The 20,624-nt window shown below is 63.9% G+C and carries 20 protein-coding genes; 6 read left to right on the top strand and 14 right to left on the bottom strand.

Annotated features, from left to right (window positions below; genetic code table 11):
• Positions 1–4: 4 nt before the first annotated feature.
• From PE067_RS01690 to PE067_RS01710, 5 genes are all read right to left on the bottom strand, one after another.
• The gene (locus PE067_RS01690) at positions 5–1,549 is read right to left on the bottom strand and encodes a S8 family serine peptidase (RefSeq protein WP_276187538.1); all 1,545 of its coding nucleotides are present in this window, start codon (positions 1,547–1,549) and stop codon (positions 5–7) included.
• 101 nt (positions 1,550–1,650) lie between these two features.
• Entirely contained in the window at positions 1,651–2,031 is a 381-nt protein-coding gene (locus tag PE067_RS01695) for a hypothetical protein (protein ID WP_276187539.1), read from the bottom strand.
• A gap of 114 nt (positions 2,032–2,145) precedes the next feature.
• Positions 2,146–2,331, bottom strand: coding sequence for a hypothetical protein (locus tag PE067_RS01700; protein ID WP_276187540.1), 186 nt, complete (start codon positions 2,329–2,331; stop codon positions 2,146–2,148).
• Between the two features lie 16 nt (positions 2,332–2,347).
• Complete coding sequence (locus tag PE067_RS01705; protein WP_276187541.1) at positions 2,348–3,013, bottom strand: XRE family transcriptional regulator; 666 nt, start codon at positions 3,011–3,013, stop codon at positions 2,348–2,350.
• A 179-nt stretch (positions 3,014–3,192) separates the two neighbouring features.
• A complete protein-coding gene (locus PE067_RS01710; protein WP_276187542.1) occupies positions 3,193–4,542 on the bottom strand; it encodes an ammonium transporter in 1,350 nt (449 codons plus the stop codon).
• A gap of 758 nt (positions 4,543–5,300) precedes the next feature.
• On the opposite strand from PE067_RS01710, the gene PE067_RS01715 reads away from it, so the two are divergent.
• The 4 genes from PE067_RS01715 (at position 5,301) to PE067_RS01730 (ending at position 9,960) form a co-directional block, all read left to right on the top strand.
• On the top strand, positions 5,301–7,292 hold the full coding sequence (locus PE067_RS01715) for a glycosyltransferase (RefSeq protein ID WP_276187543.1): 1,992 nt from the start codon (positions 5,301–5,303) through the stop codon (positions 7,290–7,292).
• 31 nt (positions 7,293–7,323) lie between these two features.
• Positions 7,324–8,274 (top strand): NAD-dependent epimerase/dehydratase family protein, encoded by a 951-nt coding sequence (locus PE067_RS01720; protein ID WP_276187544.1) that lies wholly within the window; start codon positions 7,324–7,326, stop codon positions 8,272–8,274.
• Between the two features lie 107 nt (positions 8,275–8,381).
• Positions 8,382–9,077, top strand: coding sequence for a hypothetical protein (locus PE067_RS01725; RefSeq protein WP_276187545.1), 696 nt, complete (start codon positions 8,382–8,384; stop codon positions 9,075–9,077).
• 157 nt (positions 9,078–9,234) lie between these two features.
• Entirely contained in the window at positions 9,235–9,960 is a 726-nt protein-coding gene (locus PE067_RS01730; RefSeq protein WP_276187546.1) for a hypothetical protein, read from the top strand.
• 78 nt (positions 9,961–10,038) lie between these two features.
• On the opposite strand, the gene PE067_RS01735 is transcribed toward PE067_RS01730, so the two are convergent.
• From PE067_RS01735 to PE067_RS01745, 3 genes are read right to left on the bottom strand one after another with little or no spacing between them, the layout of a single operon-like run.
• Positions 10,039–11,940 (bottom strand): methyltransferase domain-containing protein, encoded by a 1,902-nt coding sequence (locus PE067_RS01735; protein ID WP_276187547.1) that lies wholly within the window; start codon positions 11,938–11,940, stop codon positions 10,039–10,041.
• 9 nt (positions 11,941–11,949) lie between these two features.
• A complete protein-coding gene (locus PE067_RS01740; protein WP_276187548.1) occupies positions 11,950–12,549 on the bottom strand; it encodes a glycosyltransferase in 600 nt (199 codons plus the stop codon).
• A complete protein-coding gene (locus tag PE067_RS01745; protein ID WP_276187549.1) occupies positions 12,470–13,885 on the bottom strand; it encodes a glycosyltransferase family 4 protein in 1,416 nt (471 codons plus the stop codon). The genes PE067_RS01740 and PE067_RS01745 overlap by 80 nt, the downstream gene beginning before the upstream one ends.
• Before the next feature lie 388 nt (positions 13,886–14,273).
• On the opposite strand from PE067_RS01745, the gene PE067_RS01750 reads away from it, so the two are divergent.
• Together PE067_RS01750 and PE067_RS01755 are read left to right on the top strand one after the other, a co-directional pair.
• Positions 14,274–14,477, top strand: a complete 204-nt coding sequence (locus tag PE067_RS01750; RefSeq protein ID WP_276187550.1) for a hypothetical protein — start codon at positions 14,274–14,276, stop codon at positions 14,475–14,477.
• Between the two features lie 506 nt (positions 14,478–14,983).
• On the top strand, positions 14,984–15,253 hold the full coding sequence (locus PE067_RS01755; protein ID WP_276187551.1) for a PAAR domain-containing protein: 270 nt from the start codon (positions 14,984–14,986) through the stop codon (positions 15,251–15,253).
• 4 nt (positions 15,254–15,257) lie between these two features.
• On the opposite strand, the gene PE067_RS01760 is transcribed toward PE067_RS01755, so the two are convergent.
• The 6 genes from PE067_RS01760 to PE067_RS01785 form a co-directional block, all read right to left on the bottom strand.
• Complete coding sequence (locus tag PE067_RS01760; RefSeq protein ID WP_276187552.1) at positions 15,258–15,896, bottom strand: CDP-alcohol phosphatidyltransferase family protein; 639 nt, start codon at positions 15,894–15,896, stop codon at positions 15,258–15,260.
• Entirely contained in the window at positions 15,893–16,270 is a 378-nt protein-coding gene (locus PE067_RS01765; RefSeq protein ID WP_276187553.1) for a hypothetical protein, read from the bottom strand. The genes PE067_RS01760 and PE067_RS01765 overlap by 4 nt, the downstream gene beginning before the upstream one ends.
• Positions 16,267–17,211 carry a phosphatidate cytidylyltransferase gene (locus PE067_RS01770; protein ID WP_276187554.1) on the bottom strand — a complete coding sequence of 315 codons (945 nt, stop codon included), beginning with the start codon at positions 17,209–17,211 and terminating at the stop codon, positions 16,267–16,269. The genes PE067_RS01765 and PE067_RS01770 overlap by 4 nt, the downstream gene beginning before the upstream one ends.
• On the bottom strand, positions 17,211–17,942 hold the full coding sequence (locus PE067_RS01775) for a lysophospholipid acyltransferase family protein (RefSeq protein ID WP_276187555.1): 732 nt from the start codon (positions 17,940–17,942) through the stop codon (positions 17,211–17,213). Before PE067_RS01775 ends, PE067_RS01770 begins: the two co-directional genes overlap by 1 nt.
• A gap of 63 nt (positions 17,943–18,005) precedes the next feature.
• Positions 18,006–19,505, bottom strand: a complete 1,500-nt coding sequence (locus tag PE067_RS01780) for an altronate dehydratase family protein (protein WP_276187556.1) — start codon at positions 19,503–19,505, stop codon at positions 18,006–18,008.
• Complete coding sequence (locus tag PE067_RS01785; protein WP_276187557.1) at positions 19,502–20,599, bottom strand: mannitol dehydrogenase family protein; 1,098 nt, start codon at positions 20,597–20,599, stop codon at positions 19,502–19,504. The genes PE067_RS01780 and PE067_RS01785 overlap by 4 nt, the downstream gene beginning before the upstream one ends.
• Positions 20,600–20,624: the final 25 nt, after the last annotated feature.

A 20,624-nucleotide genomic window follows, 5' to 3' on the forward strand; every position in this document is an offset into this window, starting at 1 on the left:
TTCCTCATTCGATAAGGCCCGCGCCCTCGTATTCCTTGCCGAAACCGATCGGGCGGGCCTTCGCATTGGCCATCCTGATGATATCGTCGGACCTTTGCTGGTCCCTGTCCATATTCAACACCTCGGGCTGGCCCGAAAGCAATCTGGCGAAAAGGCCTGCCACGGCGGGACAGGCCATCGAGGTTCCGTCCATCACGCCTTTGGCCTGTTCGCTGACCCAGGATATAATACCGACCCCCGGCCCGATAAAGTCCACCTCGGGGCCGATATTGCTGAAACTGGCAAAGAAGGCATCGCCCACGGGTGCGGGCTTTTCGGCGATGCTGCGCCCGGTCATCGCGCCTTCGGGCCAGGCGTCCAGAACGCCCGCCGCCGTCACCGCCATGACCACGCCCGAGCGCGCCGGATAGGACACGGGCGACATGTAGTCATTTCCCGCCGCCGCGATGCAGACCACCCCCATCGCGCGCGCCCGCCGCACCTCGCGCGAGATCGAGATCGGTTCCGACGACTGCCCAAGGCTGAGGTTGATCAGGTCGCAACCGTCCTCGACCGCCTGGCGAATGGCGCGGGCAATGGCGAATTCGCTGGCCCCGCCCCTGTCCTTTTCAAAGACGCGATAGGCGTGGATTTCGGCGGCAGGCGCGATGCGCGACACGATGCCCGCGACATGGGTGCCATGGCCCGCGCCATTGTCGAACCATTCGTCCGCGGGTTCCGTCCCGGTGGTATTCAGCCCCCGCACGACATTGATGCCTTGCGCGGGCGATACGCCGGTGTCGATCACCGCAACCCGGACCCCCTGCCCGTCCAGCGCCCCCGCAGGCGCGAGCATGCGGTCCACGGCATCGCTGAAACCTTCGGCGATGGGGACCAGCGGCAGGGTGGTTTCGGTGTCGCCGCTGTCCAGAACCTCGACATCCACGGCCTGCGCGGGCCAATAGCCCGACAGGGGGGAACAGATCACCGCCTCGATCACGCTTTGCGCGGCGGGCAGCGCGGTCTTGATGCGGCCATCGGCATCGGTGCGGATATCGGCAATGCCGATGCCCTTGCGCCCGTTCAGCACGATGATGACATCCGCGCCGACCACCGGCGCGCCCGTCACGCTGTCCACGCAGCGCAGCGACAGCGACCGTTTCGACCGGAAACTGGCCGGGTTCGACTGTTGCCGGATCAGGTTCGGCAGCCCGTGGCGCAGCGGATACAGGAACAGTTCGGGCCGGATGCGCAGCCCCGGATAGCAGCGCGCCAGCTCAAAGGCCTGATCGGGGGTCATCGCGACCAGCGAGGCCTCGTTCAGGTCCAGCGAATCCAGCAGGCGGATGCGGCCCACCTCGGTCTGCATGATGCGGCCGCGCGGGCAGGTCGGCGGCGCCTCGCCTTCGTCAGAGGCTTCGGTCAGGGGGCGGGACAGGATGCCCGGACCACCCCGGCCATACAGGTGTTTGTGCATGTCGTGGAACAGGTGGAAACTGGTCGTCTCCATCCGGTCGTTGAAGATATTGTCATCGGGGACGACGACATATCTGCGCTGCTTTGCTGCCATGTCCCACGCTCCTGCCTGCTTATGTCCGTTAACCTTAATCCCCCTGCCCCGCCCGGTCCATGCCCACCTGCCCCATGCCCGCCAGCCCTATGGTTGCGGCCCTATGGTTGCAGCCCGTGGCCGATCTGCGGTGCCTGCGCACTGCCTGCGGGCGCGGCCTCGGCATTGGCGGCGCGCGGCATCGACTGGCCAAGCAGAATTGTCGCGGACATGCCAAAGACAAAGGCCGCCAGCAGAAACATCACCGGATTGCCGTTCGTCGTCGCGGCCAGCAGCGCATCCTGCCCCGGAAGCCGCCCGATCCACACCGCATTCATCAAGCCATTCGCCGATTTCAGCATGGACCAGCCAAGCATCGGCAGCGCGAACAGCAACAGCGCAGGACCGATCGGCCCGGAAATCAGGGTTTTGTCGATCAGGGTTTTGCCGGTGCCGGCGTCAGTTCTGGGGCCGCTTTCGGGGCCATTTTCGGGATTGGCCATTCGGTCCTGTCCTTGTTCCCGGTCCCTGCTTCCGGTGCGCGTCGTCCCGCCATCGTTTGCCGGATACCTGTTTCCGGGCCGAACGCGGCGCGGGGTCCCGGCGTTCCGCGTGGTTTACAGCGACGCCATCCACAGGCAAAAACGCCCCCGGCCAATCATCTCGCGCAGGATGCCCAACTCCTGCAAACGCGCAAGGCCGCGTTCAGCGGTGTCGCGCGACGCATCCGGCAGGCTTTCGGCATCCCGCGTGCCGATCAGGGGTCGGCGCTGCGCCAGACCGACCAGCCCCGCCGCGACCATCGGGCGGCGTGGGAAACTAGCGCTGCGGATAGCTGATGATCGACAGATAGCGCGCGGGCAGGTCGACCAGCCGCTCGGGGCCGTGGCGTTCGTCGGCATCGAACAGCAGGCTGTCGCCCGGCTCCAGCCGGAAAATCTGGTCGCCGTGGCGGTAATCGACGCAGCCCTCCAGCATATACAGCAGCTCGATCCCGTCATGCTGAAAGGTCGGAAAGGCGTCGGATTCGCCGGTCAGGACGATCAGATAGGGTTCGACCACCACGCCCGAACTGTTCGCGCCGATATGGCCCAGCAGGTGATACTGATGCCCGGCCCGCGTGCCCCGCCGTTCGATTTCGACATGTTCGCCGGATTTGACATGCTGGACCTCGCGGCGTTCCTCATAGCCCTTGAAAAAGCTGGTGATCGGCACGGACAGCGCATGGCTGAGCGCCTGCAGCGTGTTCAGCGAAGGCGAGGTGATGCCGTTTTCGATCTTGGACAGCATCCCGATGGAAATATTGGTGCGCAGCGACAGTTCGACCACGGTCATGTTCTGCTGCTGACGCACGGCACGCAGCGCGCGACCGATCGCGGCTTCCAGATTGCGTTCACCGACATCGCGCACCTGATGGGGATTTTGCTTGAGCGCACCGGGCAGCCGGGTGCTGTTCAAGCCGTCCAACTTGGTCTCGGCGCTCATCAACTCTCCAATCATCGGGCGCGGAAAATGCCCGCGTCACCCAAGTTTAGACGCTTTCTTGCTCATGGGGAAAAAAAATTGCCACAACAGGACAAAAGATCGGGCAAAGGAAGGGCCGGGGATATCCCGGCCCTGACCCTCATCTGGCAATGCCCATGTCACTGGCGATGCCCGCGCGATCAGCCGTGATAGGCCTGTTCGCCATGTTCCACGATGTCCAGACCCTGACGCTCTTCGTCGCGGGTGACGCGCAGGCCGATGGTCAGGTCGATCAGCTTCCACAGGATGAAGGATACGGTCGTGACATAGACCAGGGTGACGACGACCGCCTTGATCTGGATGAAGGTCTGCGGCCAGATCGCGTAATCCGCATCGCCGATCCCGCCAAGACCGGGGGCGGTCAGGATGCCGGTGCCGACCGCGCCGATGATGCCCGCGATGCCGTGGATGCCGAAGACGTCAAGGCTGTCGTCATAGCCCAGTTTGATCTTGACCACGGTGACGAAGTAATAGGCACCGGCCGAGCCGACAGCGCCCAGGACCAGCGCGCCGATGGGACCGACCAGACCGGCCGCCGGGGTGATCGCGACCAGACCGGCGATCATGCCCGAGATCCCGCCCAGGAGCGATGCCTTGCCGCGCATCGCCCTTTCCAGCCCGGCCCAGACCAGGATCGCGGCGGCGGGGGCGGCAAAGGTGTTGATCATGGCCAGCGCCGCGTCGGGACCGGCCTCCAGCGCGGAACCCGCGTTGAAACCGAACCAGCCGACCCACAGGATACCCGCGCCGGTCAGCGCCAGCGGCAGCGAATGGGGCGCCATCATGTCCTTGCCATAGCCGACCCGGGGACCGGCGACGACCGCGCCGACAAGCGCCGCAAGGGCTGCGTTGATGTGAACGACCGTGCCGCCCGCGAAATCCAGCGCGCCCCAGTTGAACAGCAGGCCGGCGCCGTCCCAGACCATATGAGCCATCGGATAATAGATGAACAGCGCCCACAGCAGGCAGAAGGCCAGTATCGCGGAAAACTTCACCCGCTCGACCAGGCCGCCGACGATCAGCGCGCCGGTGATGGCAGCAAAGGTCATCTGGAACGAGATGAAGACATATTCCGGCAGCACGATCCCGTCGGTAAAGGTCGCGGCCGTGGTATCCGTGCCGACGCCCGACAGAAAGATCTTGCCGAAACCGCCCCAGAAGGCGCTGGTCGATCCGCCAAAGGCCATCGAATAGCCGACCAGCAGCCACAGGATCATCAGCGCGGCGGCGACGCCCGTGACCTGCATCAGGACCGACAGCATGTTCTTGGACCGCACGAGGCCGCCATAGAACAGCGCAAGCCCCGGCAGGATCATCGCCATCACGATCACGGTCGCGGTCATCATCCAGGCGACATCGCCCTTTTCGATGACATCGGCCACAACGGCCGCGACGGGTTCGGTTGCGGGGGCCGCCTCTTGCGCCAGGGCGGTCGCGGCGATGCTGCCCACCGCCCCCGCCGTCAGAAGATATTTCCAGGCTTTGTTCATCGTCGTTTCCTTCATAGTGGCGCGTCAGAGGACCGGGCGGTGCGGGCAGGGCGCGGTCTTGGCCCGCCGCGCCCTGTCCGGGGTTTCGAAAAATCGTGCCGCCTGCCTGATCGCTGTCATCGTTGGCTCATCCTTGCTGCCGCCCCTGTCCTGCGCTGTCGCTGTCCTGCCCTGTCACGCTGGCCGTCGGGCGGCTGATGCCTTCACGGAAACGGGATGGCGGGTGTGCTGCAAGAAATGGCAGCCGCGAAACCGGCACGGGCTGTCGCAAGGTGAAAGCGCGGGCAGAACTGGCGGCTGATGCACAATTTTTAGGCAAGGTTTTCGTCTGGCTCACGCGGCAGCGCAGCATGATTCTGTGTCGTGATGGCGCGGATGCGCACAGGACCGCGCATAAAGCATCCGGCGATCCGGGGTTGAGGACCGCTGCGCCATACACGGGCCTGCGGCTGAAACCCACCCCTGAAAATTCCCGATAATATCAAGTATATAATACTTTCTGCGGTCCCGCCCGCCGCGATTGTCGGAACTTGCTGGAAACGCCGGATCGTTCGATCACAAGCGTTCCACAGCATCCCCGACTTCGGGGCAGGGCCGGCATCCTGCGCCCATGCCACCGACATAAAAGAGTCGCAGGTCAACGGATACACTCTACGCGTGTAGCGAGTTCCCCCCTCTGAACGGTAGTCTGTCTGGCCACCATCTCTCAAAAGTTGTATTCCGCCTGACATTCTGTCTGCACACCTGATCGATAGATAATGCCTGACGAAGCCATAGATCTGGACAACATGCCATTCTCCAAGGCCCGGGAGCATTGGCTGGCTGCCAAGCAGGTCAATGCCAGAAGCGCCGTCGATCTGGCGTGCAGGCTGATTCCATCCTATCCGGACCGACCATTTTTTTCGGCACAGGCGCTGGATCTTGCCAGGGCAATCGGCGAGGAACTGCGTGTTGCGCGGTTCCTGCTGGATACGGCCTCGGACAAGGCCGGAATCCAACTGCAGCCGGTGCTTGCCGCCGTCGACATCATACTGGCTTCGCCACAAGCAACGCCATCCGAACGCACGGCGGCCATAGGTTTACGCGACCGGTTGATAGAAGCTGCGCCACAACGGCATTTCTTTCGCGCTCAACTGGCCAGGCGAGAGCGCGACCTCGACACCGCGATGGCAGAAATCTCGGCGCATCTGAGCCTGTATCCGTCCGACGTTTCCGCTCTTGTGCTGCGCGCCTCCATCGCCATGCAAACCGGGCGTTGGGGAAAATACGCCTCTGAAATCCTGGCGCTGGCCGCGATAGAAGGGAACGAGCGGAGCGCGGAATTGCTGGACCTGTTCCAGCGGTTCCAGGCTGCACAGGGGTTTTCGCCGGACGCCGCTGACGATATCGCACTGCACCACGAACGCCTGGAAACGCCGGGCGCGGTTTACGAATACGCGATGGATCGTGCGCCTGCGTGCGACACATCTGCACGAAAAGGGGTCGTGTTGCTGACCGGCTCTTTGGCTGGCGGCGGGGCCGAACGCATCGTGGCCACCATGTTCCGGCAGTTTCGGACGATGGAACCGGACGAAGACCTGCAATTATGGCTTTTTTCCAAGACCGACGGTGCTGCCGGCAACGCCCTGTTTTATTTGCCGCTGACGGGACTTCACGAAGATCAACTACACATCGTCGAACCCGTGCTGAGGCCCGGCGAACCATTCTGCTGGCTGCCGCCTTTCTACGCGCAGCGGGCGCAGGCCATATACGACGATCTGATCCGCACGCGCCCACGCGTTCTCTACATCACGCTGGACGAGGCGATCATCGCCGGAGGCATCGCCGCCGTCATGGCCGGAGTCCCCGAGATCATCCTGCATTGCCACAACATGAGCCCGCCCAACCTGCATGGCGACGACCGTCTGTCCTTTGGCTGGGACCGGGCCTTCCGGGCGCTGCTGGCCCGCCCCAATGTGCGCTATGTCAACGTGGCCCGCGTCGCCGTCGACGATTACCTGAACTGGTGCGGCACCCCCGCCGGTGATTGCCGGGCCGAGGTGATCCACAACGGGGTGGATTTCACGCCCATCGACGAGGGGCTGGCCCGCGATCTTGCGCCGCAGGTCAAGGCCGAGCTGGGCATCCCCCCGGACAGCCCCGTCATCGGCGCCGCGATCCGCTTTACCGATGTCAAGCAGCCGCTGCTCTGGCTGGAATCCGCGCGGCTGATCCGGGACGCGCGGCCGGATGCGCATTTCCTGATCTATGGCGATGGCATCCTGCTGGAAACCTGCCAGGCGCGCGCCGCCGAGCTTGGGCTGGCGGAATGCGTGCATTTCCCGGGGCGTGTCTCGGATCTGCCGCATCGGATCGGGGTCTTCGACATCCTGATGCTGTCCTCGCGCTCGGAGGGTTTCCCGAACGTGCTGATCGAGGCGCAGGCCGCAGGGGTCATTCCGGTGGCCTTTGACGTCGGCGGCTGCCGCGAAACGATGGAGCCGGGGCGCTCGGGCCTCGTGGTTGGCGAACACACCGCCGAGGCACTGGCGGCCGAGGTCATCACCTTGCTGAACAAGCCGCGCCGGCTGGAACGGATGAGAAAGCGCGCGCTGAAATTCGTGCGCCGCACCTTTTCCGTCGATCATATGATGGGGCAATTGCACGATCTGGTCTACACAGGGCAGGACGCGCATCGACCGGCGTCCGCAAAGAACGCGGGCAAGGGCAAGGGCAAACGGCAGAAACAGCCGCGGAAGGCGCTGGCCTAAGACCGGCAGCAGCAAAATGATTGGATCGAACATGACACATCGGACGCTTGTCACCGGGGGCGCGGGCTTCATCGGCAGCCATCTTGTCGAGCGGCTGCTGGCCGCCGGTGAACAGGTCGTGGTGCTGGACAACCTGTCCAGCGGCAAGCGCGAAAACCTGCCGCCGCAGGCCGAGCTGGTCGTCGGCGACATCACCGATGCCGCGCTGGTCGGCGATCTGGTGCAGCGGGCCGACAGCGTCTGTCATCTGGCCGCGCTGGTTTCGGTCCAGGAATGCATCAGGGACTGGGATCTTGGCCATCGGGTCAATCTGGGCGCGACGATCGGGCTGTTCCGCGCCGCGGCCGACGCGCGGCCCGGCGGGATTCCAGTGGTCTATGCCTCCTCGGCGGCGGTCTATGGCGACAGGTCGGGGTCGGATTGCGCCGAAGCCGACCCGCCCGCGCCGATCTCGCCCTATGGCGCCGACAAGCTGGGCTGCGAACATCAGGCCCGGGCCATGGCGGAAATTCACCGGCTGCCTTCGGTCGGGCTGCGCTTCTTCAACGTCTATGGCCCGCGCCAGGACCCGCGCTCGCCCTATGCCGGGGTGATCTCGAAATTCTGCGCCAACCGCCTGGCGGACAGCCCCCATACCGTGTTCGGCGACGGGCGGCAAAGCCGCGACTTCATCTATGTCGCCGATATCGTCGAGGGGCTGGTCCGCGCCCGCGCCCATGCCCGGGATCAGGGCGGCGCCAGCGTCTTCAACCTGTGCACCGGGGCCGGGACGACGCTGACCGGCCTGGCCGCCGAGATCGACAGCGTGGCCGGTCGCGGCACAACCCCGATCCAGCACGCCGAGCCGCGTTCGGGCGATATCCGCATGTCACTGGGCAACCCGTCGCTGGCCGCGCGCGAACTGGGCTTTCACGCCCGGACCGATATCCGCACCGGGCTGGGGATGCTTTGGGCATCGTTGGCCGGTGCGGAATGCGCCTGAGATAAACCGGGCCAATCGGCCCCGCCGAGTTCTTGTTGTTTGCCCCTCGGGTTTTGAGGGTGGTGCGTTGGTTTTCTTTCAATCCCCTCAACGAACAGGAATGCTCCATGCTGACCAGAATTGCCCCCATCGGGACCTATCGTGTCTTCAAGCCGGTCCGCGACCTGCAACAGCGCAACCTTGCCCGGCTGAACGTGGCGCGCAACTATGGCTATGTTCATTCGGCCGCCGAGGCCTTGCAGCAGGCCCGGTTCATGACCGGCGACATTGACAGCATCCCGAAAAAGCTGTTCCCGATGATCGCCACCGTCGACGCCGATGCGCCTCGTCTTGCGGCCCGGCATTTCCGGCCGGACGTCTATCTGGTCGAGATTTCATCGCGCAAGGCGTTCAAGGATGCTTCGGGATGGTATCTTCAGGCCAACCTGCTCAAGGACAAGAAACACGATGCCGAGGTGGTCAATATCACCAACAGGCCGCTGAAGGACTATATGAAGCAGATCACCGACCTGCTGGGTGCGGACCGGGTTTGCTTCGTCACCCATATCAATGCGGTCGGCACGAACGGCGAGACCCTGCCGTTCCGTTCCTCGCTGATCGAGGCGGTCACCAAAATCGCCGCTGATCTTGACGTCCCGGTGATCGACCCGACCGAACTTTTGGAAAGCCACGCTCAGCGCAATCTGCTGGACCGGGATGGCGAGGACCTGAACCACTATCACGCCGATGCCACGGCCATCATCGGCGATTTCTACCTTCAGAAACTGAAGGCTCTTGGCTGGTCCAAGGCCACTGCCGCCTGATCCGTTCCGGCGCCGGCCGCTTTGGACGCCGGCGCCGCCCGCAGGCTTTCGCCGATATGAACTGAACCGGAACTGACTGATGATATTGAATGAATTTCTGGCCGCGACCGATGCTGCCACCAAAAAGCCGTCCACCAACACGGCATCGGAGGAATAAATGGCCAAGCTTGTAATTCTGCTCATGCCCTGGGGGCGCGTCGGCAGCAACATGGTCAATGGCATCGTGCAGCGTTCCAAGGCCATGAAGGTCTGGAACGAACCGCTTACCGGCGTGCAGACCCGCGTCATCGGCGCGGGCGGGACGCTGGCCGATGTCTGGCCGGCGCAAGAGGAATGGTTGATGGAAAACATCCTGACGGCCGAAACCGACATCTTCCTCAACGTCGCGGCCAACTCGGTCGCCGATGCCGCAGCGTTCCGCGAGACCGTGCGTCCGCTGGCCCCGGTCCATCTGGTCCTTGACCGCCGCGACGATCTGGCAACGGCGCTTTCGTCGCTGCGGACCGAAGAATGGGTGCGCGAAGGCATCGCCATGGGGGAACAGCGCAACTGGTCGATCCCCAGCGGACAATCGGTCAATTTCCGTCCGAATATCGACGCATCGAAGCTGAAGGCGGCGATCGCGATCATCCGGCAGGGCCGCGACAATATCGCGACCATTACCGAAGGCTATGATACGGCGCGCTATTCCTATGAGGAACTCGTCTCGGACATGGCGGGTGTGGTCGGCGACATGTTGCAGCGCAGCGGCATTCCGCCCTATCCGTTCAAGGCCGGGACCGAGAAATTCGGCGCAGGGTCGCTTTCCAAGATGGTCAGCAATCCGCAGGAAATCATGGACACCGCCAATGAACTGGGCGTCGAATCCGAACTGACGGTCTGACGCGGCCGCATCCCGGATCGCTTCCGCCGGGTCGAAAAGACTGGCGCAAGGCTGCGGGTCCTGTGGCCCGGCCTTGCGCTATTCCACGCGATCACGATCCTGGCGCCGCAGGCGTTCGCATTCGGCCCGCAGCGCGTCGCGTTCAGCCTCGATGGCGCGCAGGTCGGCAAGGCGGACCGACCGCGCGGCCTGCTCTGCCGCCTTCAGCGCCGCCGCCCGCAAGGGGGCGCCATGGCGATGGCAAGCCAGTTGCGCCAGCGCCAGCGCCCAGGTCCATGCCACGCCCCGCGCCGGTGTTGCCATATGTTCGGCCAAGGCCAGATTGGCCGTCCGGATGCGGGCCCGCGCCTCGGGCTCGTGATACAGCGCCCGCAGCGCCTGACCCAGCGCAGCCGCATCCGGTCGCGCCATGATCAAGGGCTTCTGAATATCCCCCAGCAGCGGCACCAATGGATGCGCAACGGGCAGGATCACCGCCAGCCCGCGACGGATCGCCAGCGCGGCGACGCGGCGTGCCATGCCCGAACCGTCAAGACATAGCAGCGCATCCGTTTCGGCAAGGAAAGCCGCGATCTGCGCCTGCGTCAGACCGGGCGTGATCGGGCAAAGCGCCAGATCCGGCAAGCCCGCCTCTGCCCCAGCCTCTGCCCGCGCGGCGGCAAGCAGCGCCGTGACGGTATCGCTGTCGGTATCATCCGGCATCACCACCCCAACGCGATGCAGCGGGGGGGGAACGGCGGCGGGGGTCTCGGCGTCGAACGCCGTCGGGTCCCAAAGCACAGCCATATTCCCCGCCGCTGTGCGCACATGGCGCAACGCCCCGGCCCGGCCCAAAGCCCCATCGGCAAAAGCCAGATTGTGATCGGACGGCACATGCAGCCCCGGCCGCAGCGTCAGCGTCGCCGCCGACCAGCGCGCCCTGGCGGCGTCGAAATCTTCCTGCGTCAGCGCCGCGCCGCTCACCCAATCAGCCAGCGCATCGAATGCCTGCGGGGTCTCGAAGTGGATATTGTCGAAAACCTGACCATTCAGAACCGCATCCGCCAGCGCCTCGGCCTTGCCGGTCCACGCCACGGCACTGACGTCGTACTTGCCGCGCAGAAGATGGCGCAGCGCCGCGATCTCTTCGGTCGTGACCTCGCTGTCATGCACCAGCGCCATGCGGCGCACCGCCCCTTGCGAAATGTCATCCGAGACGCTGCGCATGTCGTTCAGCCGATGGTCCGAGCCAAAAGGGATTGCGACGCCATATGCGCCGCGAAGCGGCAGGTCCCCCCAGATCCCCAGATAAAACAACGCATTTTCCGGGATCAGGCCCAGCTTGGTCCCGGTCGGAACCGGGGCCATTTCACCGCTCAGCAGCCGCCGCCGCGCAAGCGCGTCCCGGTAATTCCCGGCAGTCACCGCCGCGCTGCCCTGCGGAAACAGGCCAAAGCCGTTCAGCGGCGCGCCGAAGGCCCAGGCCCCCGGACCCAGCACCGTTTCCGCCAGTTCCTTGAACGCGGCAAAGGAATAGCTGGCCAGATGATAGCGGTTCATGGTCTGACCGCCGCCGTAATAATAGGGGTCGTTGGGACAGCTGACGACCAGACTGCCATCGGCAGCCAGTCGCGATCTGCACAATTCAAGAAAGCGGCACGGATCATGCAGATGCTCGATGGTTTCGGCGCTGATAATCAGGTCAAAATCCTCGGCCACCTCCTCAAGGTAGCGGATTGCATCGGCGCAAATGAACTCGACCTGCGCCTTCCCCTGATCCGCCAAACGGGTCCTTGCCGCGGAAATTGCATCCGCCGCGATATCGACCCCGACCACCCGCTCTGCCCCCCAGTTACTGATCAGCGCAGTGCCCAGACCTTCGCCGCAGGCAATGTCAAGGACACGCTTGCCCGCCACCGCACCGCGCAGCGGGAGATATCGCAGGCTGTGAATCGCAAACTCTGTCGGGCTGTAGGGCAGTGAAAGATTGAGACGTTCCAAAATCGTTTCCTATGTCGTGTCGCGTCTGGCAGGGGCGCGCGCTGCATGCAGCGTTCTTATTGGCTTGTCGCGCAACAATCCATTGAAGGCTCCGACCATGCGACCGACGGAAAACAGTTCCCGCACATATTTTCGACCCTCGACCTTGGCCGCATGGCGCCATTCAGCGTCGTCCAGAGCGCGCAGCACGGCGTCGGCCAGCCTGTCCTCTGACTGGTCGCCAACCAGAAAACCGGTGACGCCGTCGATCATCGCCTCGCCGCAACCACCTACGTCAAAGGCCACCGGGACGGCACCGGCCGCCTGTGCCTCGAGAAGGACATTCGGAAGACCCTCTGACCTCGACGACAGAACAAACACATCCAGAAGCGGCAGCCGACGATAAAGATCGTCTACATGACCCGGGAAATGCACCTGCCCATCAATTTCCAGATCCCGACACATCTGGCGCGTCACCTCCAAAAGTGCGCCCTCGCCAAAAAGAACGAAATGAACATCCTGCCTTGTCTCGAATACACGCCGGGCCATTTTAATCCAAATATCCGGACGCTTGACATCTTCGAAGCGAAAGGCGGTGCCGACAATCGGCGAAGCACTGGGGAATTCCAAGATCGGACCTCAAGGCATCGAGGAATTTCCTGTCCCGCCGCATGAGTGGGTTCAGATCGAGACCGTTCCGGATCACTTCGATTTTTCCCGGATCAATGCCGGCCCAACTTGCATAATCCTCGGCTACGGTGGCGCTGACCGCAATCATGCGGACCTCAGGTCGCTCCAGCAAGCTGCGATAGGCCGCCGCCCACCCTTCCATTCCCAATGCTGCATAAACACTGGAGGGTCGCTGGTTGTGACAGTGCAAAATGATGTTCGGAACGCCTGCAAGCACCGCCGCGAAGCCTCCGGCCAGGTTCGGCATATCCAAGGTCAGATAAACCGTGTGGGGACGTCGCTCCACCAGAAAATCGTGAATGGCTTGCGCCTTTCTTGAAAGATTTGGCGGCAGCCATGTGAAAGGTTCGCGCAGGGATGCCGACAGATCCAGGATCTGGATATCTTTCCGATCAAGACCGGTCATCGGCAGATAGAACAGGGGATCCCGGCCAGATTTCCCCTCAACCTCATAGATTGCCATTTCAATCCGCTTTCCCTTGGCCTTCACGCCACGAAAGATCGTGGCGGCGATCCTTTCGGCGCCGCCGCCTGCCAATGAAGGCGCGATCATGACGGCGCCTTCCCGGTTCTCAAGGGACGGCGCAGGAAAGGAGCTCAAAACATGCTGGAACACGGATCCGGGGCTATTCACGCCTGTAAGGCGATCCACATCCATTGGAAAACCCGGTGAATCCGCGCGTGCCTGAAAAAACGTTTCTACGGCCTTCAAGGCTTCTCTTGCCCGTTCGTTATGGGGATAGTCCGACAATGCATGGATCGCCGAAGCACGCTCTCCCCATACGCCGCTGCGGTAGGCAAGCAGGCCGAGTTCGAGACGCCGCTTTTCATCGTCCGGATGATCTTCAACATACCGGGCCAATATTCCATATGCATCGTTCCATCGCCGGTCCAGCTTTGCCTTGTGGAACTTCTTTAGGGCCGCATATCTATCTCGTATATCATTGACGCAGGGCGGCAGCGCAATATCTGGCGATTCATCGGACAGTTCTGCAAGCGCCTCGACAGCCTTCACCTGTAGTCTGACATCCACCTCTGCCCCATCTTCGGACATCTGAAGCAATGAGATGGCCGCACGCTTTCGTATATCGGGATCGGTATTGTCTGACAGCAATCGGCGATAAAAGAATTGACTCGTGCCGAACTGCGGGGCTACAGATAAGGCGAATTCATCGGCGTGCCGGGAGCTTCTGGTTTTCAGATCCTCATATCTTGCCCGGGCTTCCTGAAGGGTCGGTTCCGAAGACAAAACTGTTTCGTCCTTGATGCCATTCATGAGAGCGACATGAGAATGTCGAAGACCGTCAGGGAACCGGCCGCCTCCGCTTCTCGGGCGGTCAAGTCGGTCATCCTATCCCGCGATGCGACGCAAGTGGGAGGCATGAGCAAAAGAGATGCTCCGTGTCTGGCAGGCAGCTTTTCGGCTGCAACCTTACCGCAAGTTCAGTTTCCATGCCACCATTGGTTGCAATCATGACGGTTTTCCGGCGCGACATCCCCGATCCGCGATGTCACCCACAAGGACGGCGCAGATCTGCAATTCGCCCCGGTCGCAGGCGGGCTGGCCGCATGGTTGGCGGGATTCACGGCCTCGGTCACGGCCAAGCCGCAGGAGGCGGGCCATCCTGAAAATCTTCACCTTTCTGCGCAAGATTGCCGGAAAGATGGTCGAACTGGTCCGCGCGCTGAAGCGCGGGATCGATGAGGTTGTCGAAAGCGCCACGGATGTCGTGACGCGTATCGTCCGGCGCTGCGGCAAGAGTTCCTGCAGCAACTGCAAGAGCGGGAAAACGCCATCAACAACAGCGATCTGTCGGGAGCTCTGCGGCGGCGGGAACTGGTCAGGCAGCAGGGAACGGGTGCGCTGAGGGATAGCGCCGCGCGGCAAGATGTCCGGGTAACGTGGATGAAGACATCATGAGCGCGGGGCGTTACGCGTCGCAGGGCATTGGAAATGGCTCCGGCAGAAGCCTCTCAGCTGGATGCCGCGCAGGTGTTGGACATTGTGGCGGGTGGTGATCCATCGGCCATTCCAGGCCCGCAAAACAGGTCTGTCAATCGCTCATTGGGCAGCCAAAGGCGGGCGCCCTTGATGACGCGCTGTCCCGTCACGCCGCCCAAGGTGCCGCCAAGGCAAATGCAAGACGCAGGTCGTGCTGGATCATGACAAACAAGAACATCGACGCAATTCTTTCGTGCAACGGGCCATTTTCCCCGCATGATGACGTCCCGCCCGGACCCGTCATTTTCCCGGGAAACACGCATCTCGCGCGTCATTCGGCGGGCGTTTCATGCATGATCCTGCACGCGCTTGTCGCGGGGATGGGCTGCGCATAGCATGGTGGCGCAGATTTCAGCCAAAGGGACCGCCGCCATGCTGTCACCCAGTGGAAAAACCGTCGCGCGGGTCGGCGACAAGGTCACCTGCCCCTGGCACGGCCCGAATGTCATCGTCGAGGGCGCGCGCAGCACCATCGACGGCCGCCCCATCGCGCGGGTCGGCGACAAATGCGCCTGCGGCTGCATCATCATCGAAGGCGAAACAAGGGCGCTGCTGGACGGCCGCCCGGTGGCTCACATCGGATCGAAACTGATCAGCGGCGGCATGATCGTCGAAAGCATGGGCAGCGCCTCGTTCGGCTAGATGCTCAGCCTTTCAGTTTGCTGACCAGATTGGCCGCACGGCGCAACGCGGTCAGGGCGGCGCCAATGGCGATGACCCACAGCGCGGCGGTCAGGATTTCACCACGCCAGCCCCAGAGCGGCGCCAGCACCGACAGGACCGCCGCCCCGGTGACCAGCGCCATGCGGTGCTGCTTGGCCATCGGCCCGGAAAAATCCGCTCCCACCCCGCAATTCACCCCCAATTCGCGCGTATAGGCGGTCAGAAAGGCAAAGCCGACCGCCGCCCAGCCAAGCGCGGGTTCGCCCACGCCCAATGCCACGCCGATCAGGATCAGCCCGTCCGACACGCGGTCGGGGAATTCGTTCCAGAACGGGCCATCCGGCGCACCGCGCCCGGCCTCGACCGCGACCATGCCGTCGAACAGGTTGCACAGCAGCCGCGCCTGCACGAACAGCGTGGCCAGCAGCAGCAAAATCACCCGCCCCGCCCCGGTGGCGCCACCCGCCGCCCAGAAGGCCAGCCCCGCGACCAGCGCCGCCGCCATACCGATCATGGAAATCTGATTCGGCGTGACCTGCGTCGCGGCCAGCCTGCGCGTCGCCCAAGCCGCCCATCCGGTCTGGCGGCTGGCAAGGGGGCGGCGGTTTTCGGTCGGGTTCATCGGCTTCTCCACAGGGCAAGGCTGTAGCTGGTGGCATAGATCGCGGTGACGGTCAGCGGCAGGGCGATGGTCGCGACGATTTCGGGCGTGCCGGCGATGCGGTGCAGCGTGATCAGCACGACCAGCGACAACAGAACCGCCAGCAGGGGCGGCAGGACCAGCCCCGCCCGACCCGGCAGGCGGGTCGAGAGGGTTTCCATCATGCGCTTCATCACCAGCGTCAGCAGCGCCGACAGCGCGCCCTGCACCAGCCCGGCGACCAGCGGCGCAGGCAGGGCATGGGCGCGGTTGGCAAAGACCGCCCATCCGCCCATGCCCAGAAAGGCCACCGCCATATGCAGCGCGGAACTGCGCAGGGGGCGGGTCGCGCTCATCCCCAGAAATAGCGGGTGATGTGGAAAAAGATCGGCGCTGAATAGACCACCGAATCCAGCCGGTCGATGAAACCGCCATGGCCCGCGATGGCATGGCCCCAGTCCTTGACGCCGCGGTCACGCTTGATCGCGGACATGACCAGCCCGCCGAAAAAGCCCATGATCGTGATGATGAATGCCATCAGCGCCGCCTGAGGGATCGAAAACGGCGTCATCCACCACAGCGCCGCGCCGATCGCCGTGGCCGACAGGCTGCCGCCAACGAACCCCTCGACGGTTTTCGAAGGCGACAGGTTCGGCGCGATCTTGCGTTTGCCGATCAGCTTGCCCCAGACATATTGCAGCACGTCCGACAGTTGCACGACGACGACCAGAAAGGCGATCAGCAAGACATTGCGCCCCTCGAACCCGTCGATCTTCAGCGTCAGCAGGGCGGGGACGTGGGACGCGCAAAAGACGCAGATCATCAGCGCCCATTGCACCTCGGCCACGCGGACAAGGTAGTTGCGGGTTTCGCCGCGCAGCGCCGACACCATCGGCAGCAGCAAAAAGACATAGACCGGGATGAAGATGGCAAACAGCCCATACCATTCGATCCAGATCAGGTAATATTGCACCGGCAGGACGACGAAAAAGGCCGCGACCAGCGACCAGTGATCGGCGCGCACGGCATTGGTCAGGGTCAGGAATTCGCGCAGCGCGGCGAATGAACAGATCCCGAACAGTAGCACCACCCCGGTCTTGCCGCCCAGCAAAGCCAGCGCCAGCAGCAGCACCATCGCCCACCACGACCGGATGCGGTCGTTCAGGTTTTCGATCGTCGCATTCTGCCCGTCCGGCGAATAGCGCCATGCCAGCATCGAGCCGATGGCCGTCGCCACGACCAAAAGCCCCCCGGCGGCCGGGATCACCATCAACAGATCGCCATTCGCCTGATCCATCATCCGGCCTCCGCAGGGTTGGGGCGCAGCGCCAGCAGCGCGTCGCGGGAACGGGCCAGAAAATCGTCCCGACTTTCGCCGGGTTCCAGCCGCAGCGGTGCGCCAAAGATCGTCTTGCACATGATCGGCACGGGAATGATTTCACCCTTGGGCATGACGCGGTTCAGGTTCTCGATCCAGACCGGGACCATATCGATATCGGGGCGCTGCGTGGCCAGATGATACAGGCCCGTCTTGAAGGGCAGCAGGATGTCGTCGGTCAGGTTGCGCGTGCCTTCGGGGAACAGGATCAGCGACTGGCCCTGATCCAGCGCCCCGGCCATCTGGGCAATCGGGTCGGTGTCGCGGTTTTCGCGGTCGCGCTGGATCAGCACGGCGTTGAAGACATCGCGCCCGACAAAGCCCTTGATCCCCCGACCGCCCCAGTAATCGGCCGCAGCGACAGGGCGCGTGCGGCGGCGCTGCTGGTCGGACAGGACCGACCATATCAGGATGAAATCGCCGTTGCTGTTGTGATTGGCGAAATAGATGCGCTGGCCGCCATAGGGTTCGATCCCGCGCCATTCGGCCTGAACGGCCGTGATCAGCCGCGCGAATGTGCGGATCGCCGTGCCGGTGATCCCTGCCGCCAGCCGCCGCAGCGGATTGGCGCGCGCCTGCGTGACTGATGGTCCTGTCGCCTTGTCCATCCCGATCCGATCACCCTGCCCGATTGCGGTTTGCGCGATCATGCAAGGGTTTTTACCGTGGATTCAAGGGCCGGGCGCCGCACAAGGCCCGCGCCGCCGCGTCAGCTACAGCACAGCGCCGATCCGCCATGGCACGAATTCGGCATCGCCATAGCCGAATTCCTCGGATTTGGTGCGTGCGCCCGACGCCGTATCCAGCAGCTTGTGATAGATTTCCTGCCCCATTTCAGGCAGCGATATCGTACCCTCGACCACCTTGCCGCAGTCGATATCCATATCCGCCTGCATCGCGTGCCACAGCGCCGAATTCGACGCGAGTTTCAGCGAAGGCGCGGGATGGGCGCCAAAGCACGACCCCCGCCCCGTGGTGAAGGCGATCAGGTTCGCGCCCGAGGCCACCTGCCCCGTCGCCGCGACCGGATCATAGCCGGGGCTGTCCATATAGACGAAACCGGGTGTGCGGATCGGCTCGCCATAGCCATAAACCCCCGCGACCGGCGCCAACCCGCCCTTGGCCACGGCGCCAAGCGATTTTTCCAGAATGGTGGTGATGCCGCCGCGCTTGTTGCCGGGGCTGGGGTTGTTGTCCAGACTGGCGCCGTTCTGGCTGGTATAGCGTTCCCACCAGCCGATCATCGCCCGCAGCTTGTCGCCGTCGGCATCGCTGGCCCGCGCGATCAGCAGATGTTCGGCGCCATAGATTTCCGGCGTTTCCGACAGGATCGAGGTCCCCCCACCCGCCACCAGCAGGTCCGAGGCAACCCCAAGCGCCGGGTTCGCCGTGATCCCCGAAAACCCGTCCGACCCGCCGCATTGCATCCCGAGCGTCAGGCCCGAAACCGGAACGGTCTGGCGGGTGTCGCGATTGGCGGCTTCGGCGATACCTTCCAGAATCTCCAGCGCACGGGCAACGGCCGCCGCCGAACCGCCGACATCCTGAATGTTGAAACTGGCATGGCGTTCGCGGGTCCAGTCGTCGCGCTGATACAGGGTGAGCTGGTTCACCTCGCAGCCCAGACCGACCAGCATGACACCGCCGAAATTGACGTGATCGCGGTAGCCCTTCAGGACGCGGACCAGCAGCTCGAACCCCTCGCCGCCGGTGGCGATGCCGCAGCCCTGATCATGGACGATGGGCACGAAGCCGTCGACATTCGGAAAACGCGGCAGCAGCCGGTCATTCGCCGCCCGCGCAATCGCGTTGCACACGGTCGAGGAACAGTTGACCGAGGCGATGACCCCGATGAAATTCCGCGTCCCGACCCGGCCATCCTTGCGCAAAATGCCCTGAAAATTGCGGCGATCCGGCGGGGGCGGCAGTTGGCCACGGCTTTGCGCGGGGCCAAGGCCATGCGGGCTCATCCCGGCGTTCTGGGTATGGACATGTTCGCCCGCGCGGATGGGCGCGGTCGCCTGCCCCATCACCTGCCCGTATTTGACGATGGCATCGCCGGGGGCGTGGTCGCGCAGCGCGAATTTATGCCCGGCGGGGATATCGTCCGCCAGCGTCACGCCAAGCTGCGTGTCGCCTGCATTCAGCAGGGTCAGCGCGATGCCGACGCTGTCGGTGTCGCCCAGAAGCAGGGCGGAAGGGGGCTGGCTCATGGCGCGGGATCCTTGGCGCTTTGGCTGATGGCGTGAAGTTTCGGGGCCTGATCGGGCGACAACCCGGCCCAATACAGAAAGGCGGTGATGCGGTGATCGACCTTAGAGGCGTGGTTTTGCGCGATATCCGACAGCCGGTGGTCCAGAAACGGGTTGTCGAACCGTTCCAGCGTCACCGTCAGATAGTCGCGGGCCTGATCGCCCATGCCGCGCCGCGCGAAACCGGGCAGGACCTCGGTTTCCATGATATCCAGCAGCGCCGCGCGCAGCGGGCCGGACATCGCCTGACGCACATAGGTTTCCTGTGCGCCCGCGCGCTGCCACAGGTCGATCAGCGTGCTATGGCCAAGGTTCAGGATATGCAGCTTCAGCCGCTGCACCGGCTCCAGATCGGGGACGATCTGGATGGCCGGATGGGTGACCGGCAGTTCCAGCCCCGGCTGCGCGGCGATGGCCCACAGCCCATAGGGTTCGGCCACGGCACCCGCCGGGCGGATTTCTTCGGAGACGATGCGATCAACCAGCGAATTCGCCCAGATATGGGCGTCCAGAAACGCCGGATCCTCGCCCTGCGCCACGGCGATCTGACGCACACGGGCGCGCAGCTTGTCGCCATTGCCGGGCACGAGTTCCGTGGGCAAGACGACCAGCGGACCGCCACCCGCGACATGGCGCGCGCGCATCAGGTGAAACAGCTTGGCCGGATAGCTTTGCGCCGGGTCGGGATGGGGCAGGTCATCGGCAGGCTGCGGATCAAAGCCGCGATCTGCGGTGTTCGACACGATCCACCGCGCCTCATGCACGAAAATTCGCTGCAATTCCGCGTAATCGCCATCATAGCCAAGGCCGCGCCTGACGACCTGCACCCATTCCTGACGGTCGACGGGCTGGCCGTTTTCGATGCCGCGCACGCGCACCGGATAGCCGCCGGGCGCGGACAACGCATCCAGCCTGCCGCGCCGCGCGGGATCGGATGTCGATTGCACCACCGTCACCGCAGGCGCCGCGCCTACAGGCGTGCCGGTCTGGAAATAGGCAAGGGCATGGGCTTGCAGAAAGCGGCTGGTGCCGAACTGGATGATGGGGGTCTGCATGGCTGAATCCTTGGGGTTGCCCCGC

The sequence above is a fragment of the Paracoccus sp. DMF-8 genome (assembly GCF_029309835.1).
Lineage (GTDB): Bacteria > Pseudomonadota > Alphaproteobacteria > Rhodobacterales > Rhodobacteraceae > Paracoccus.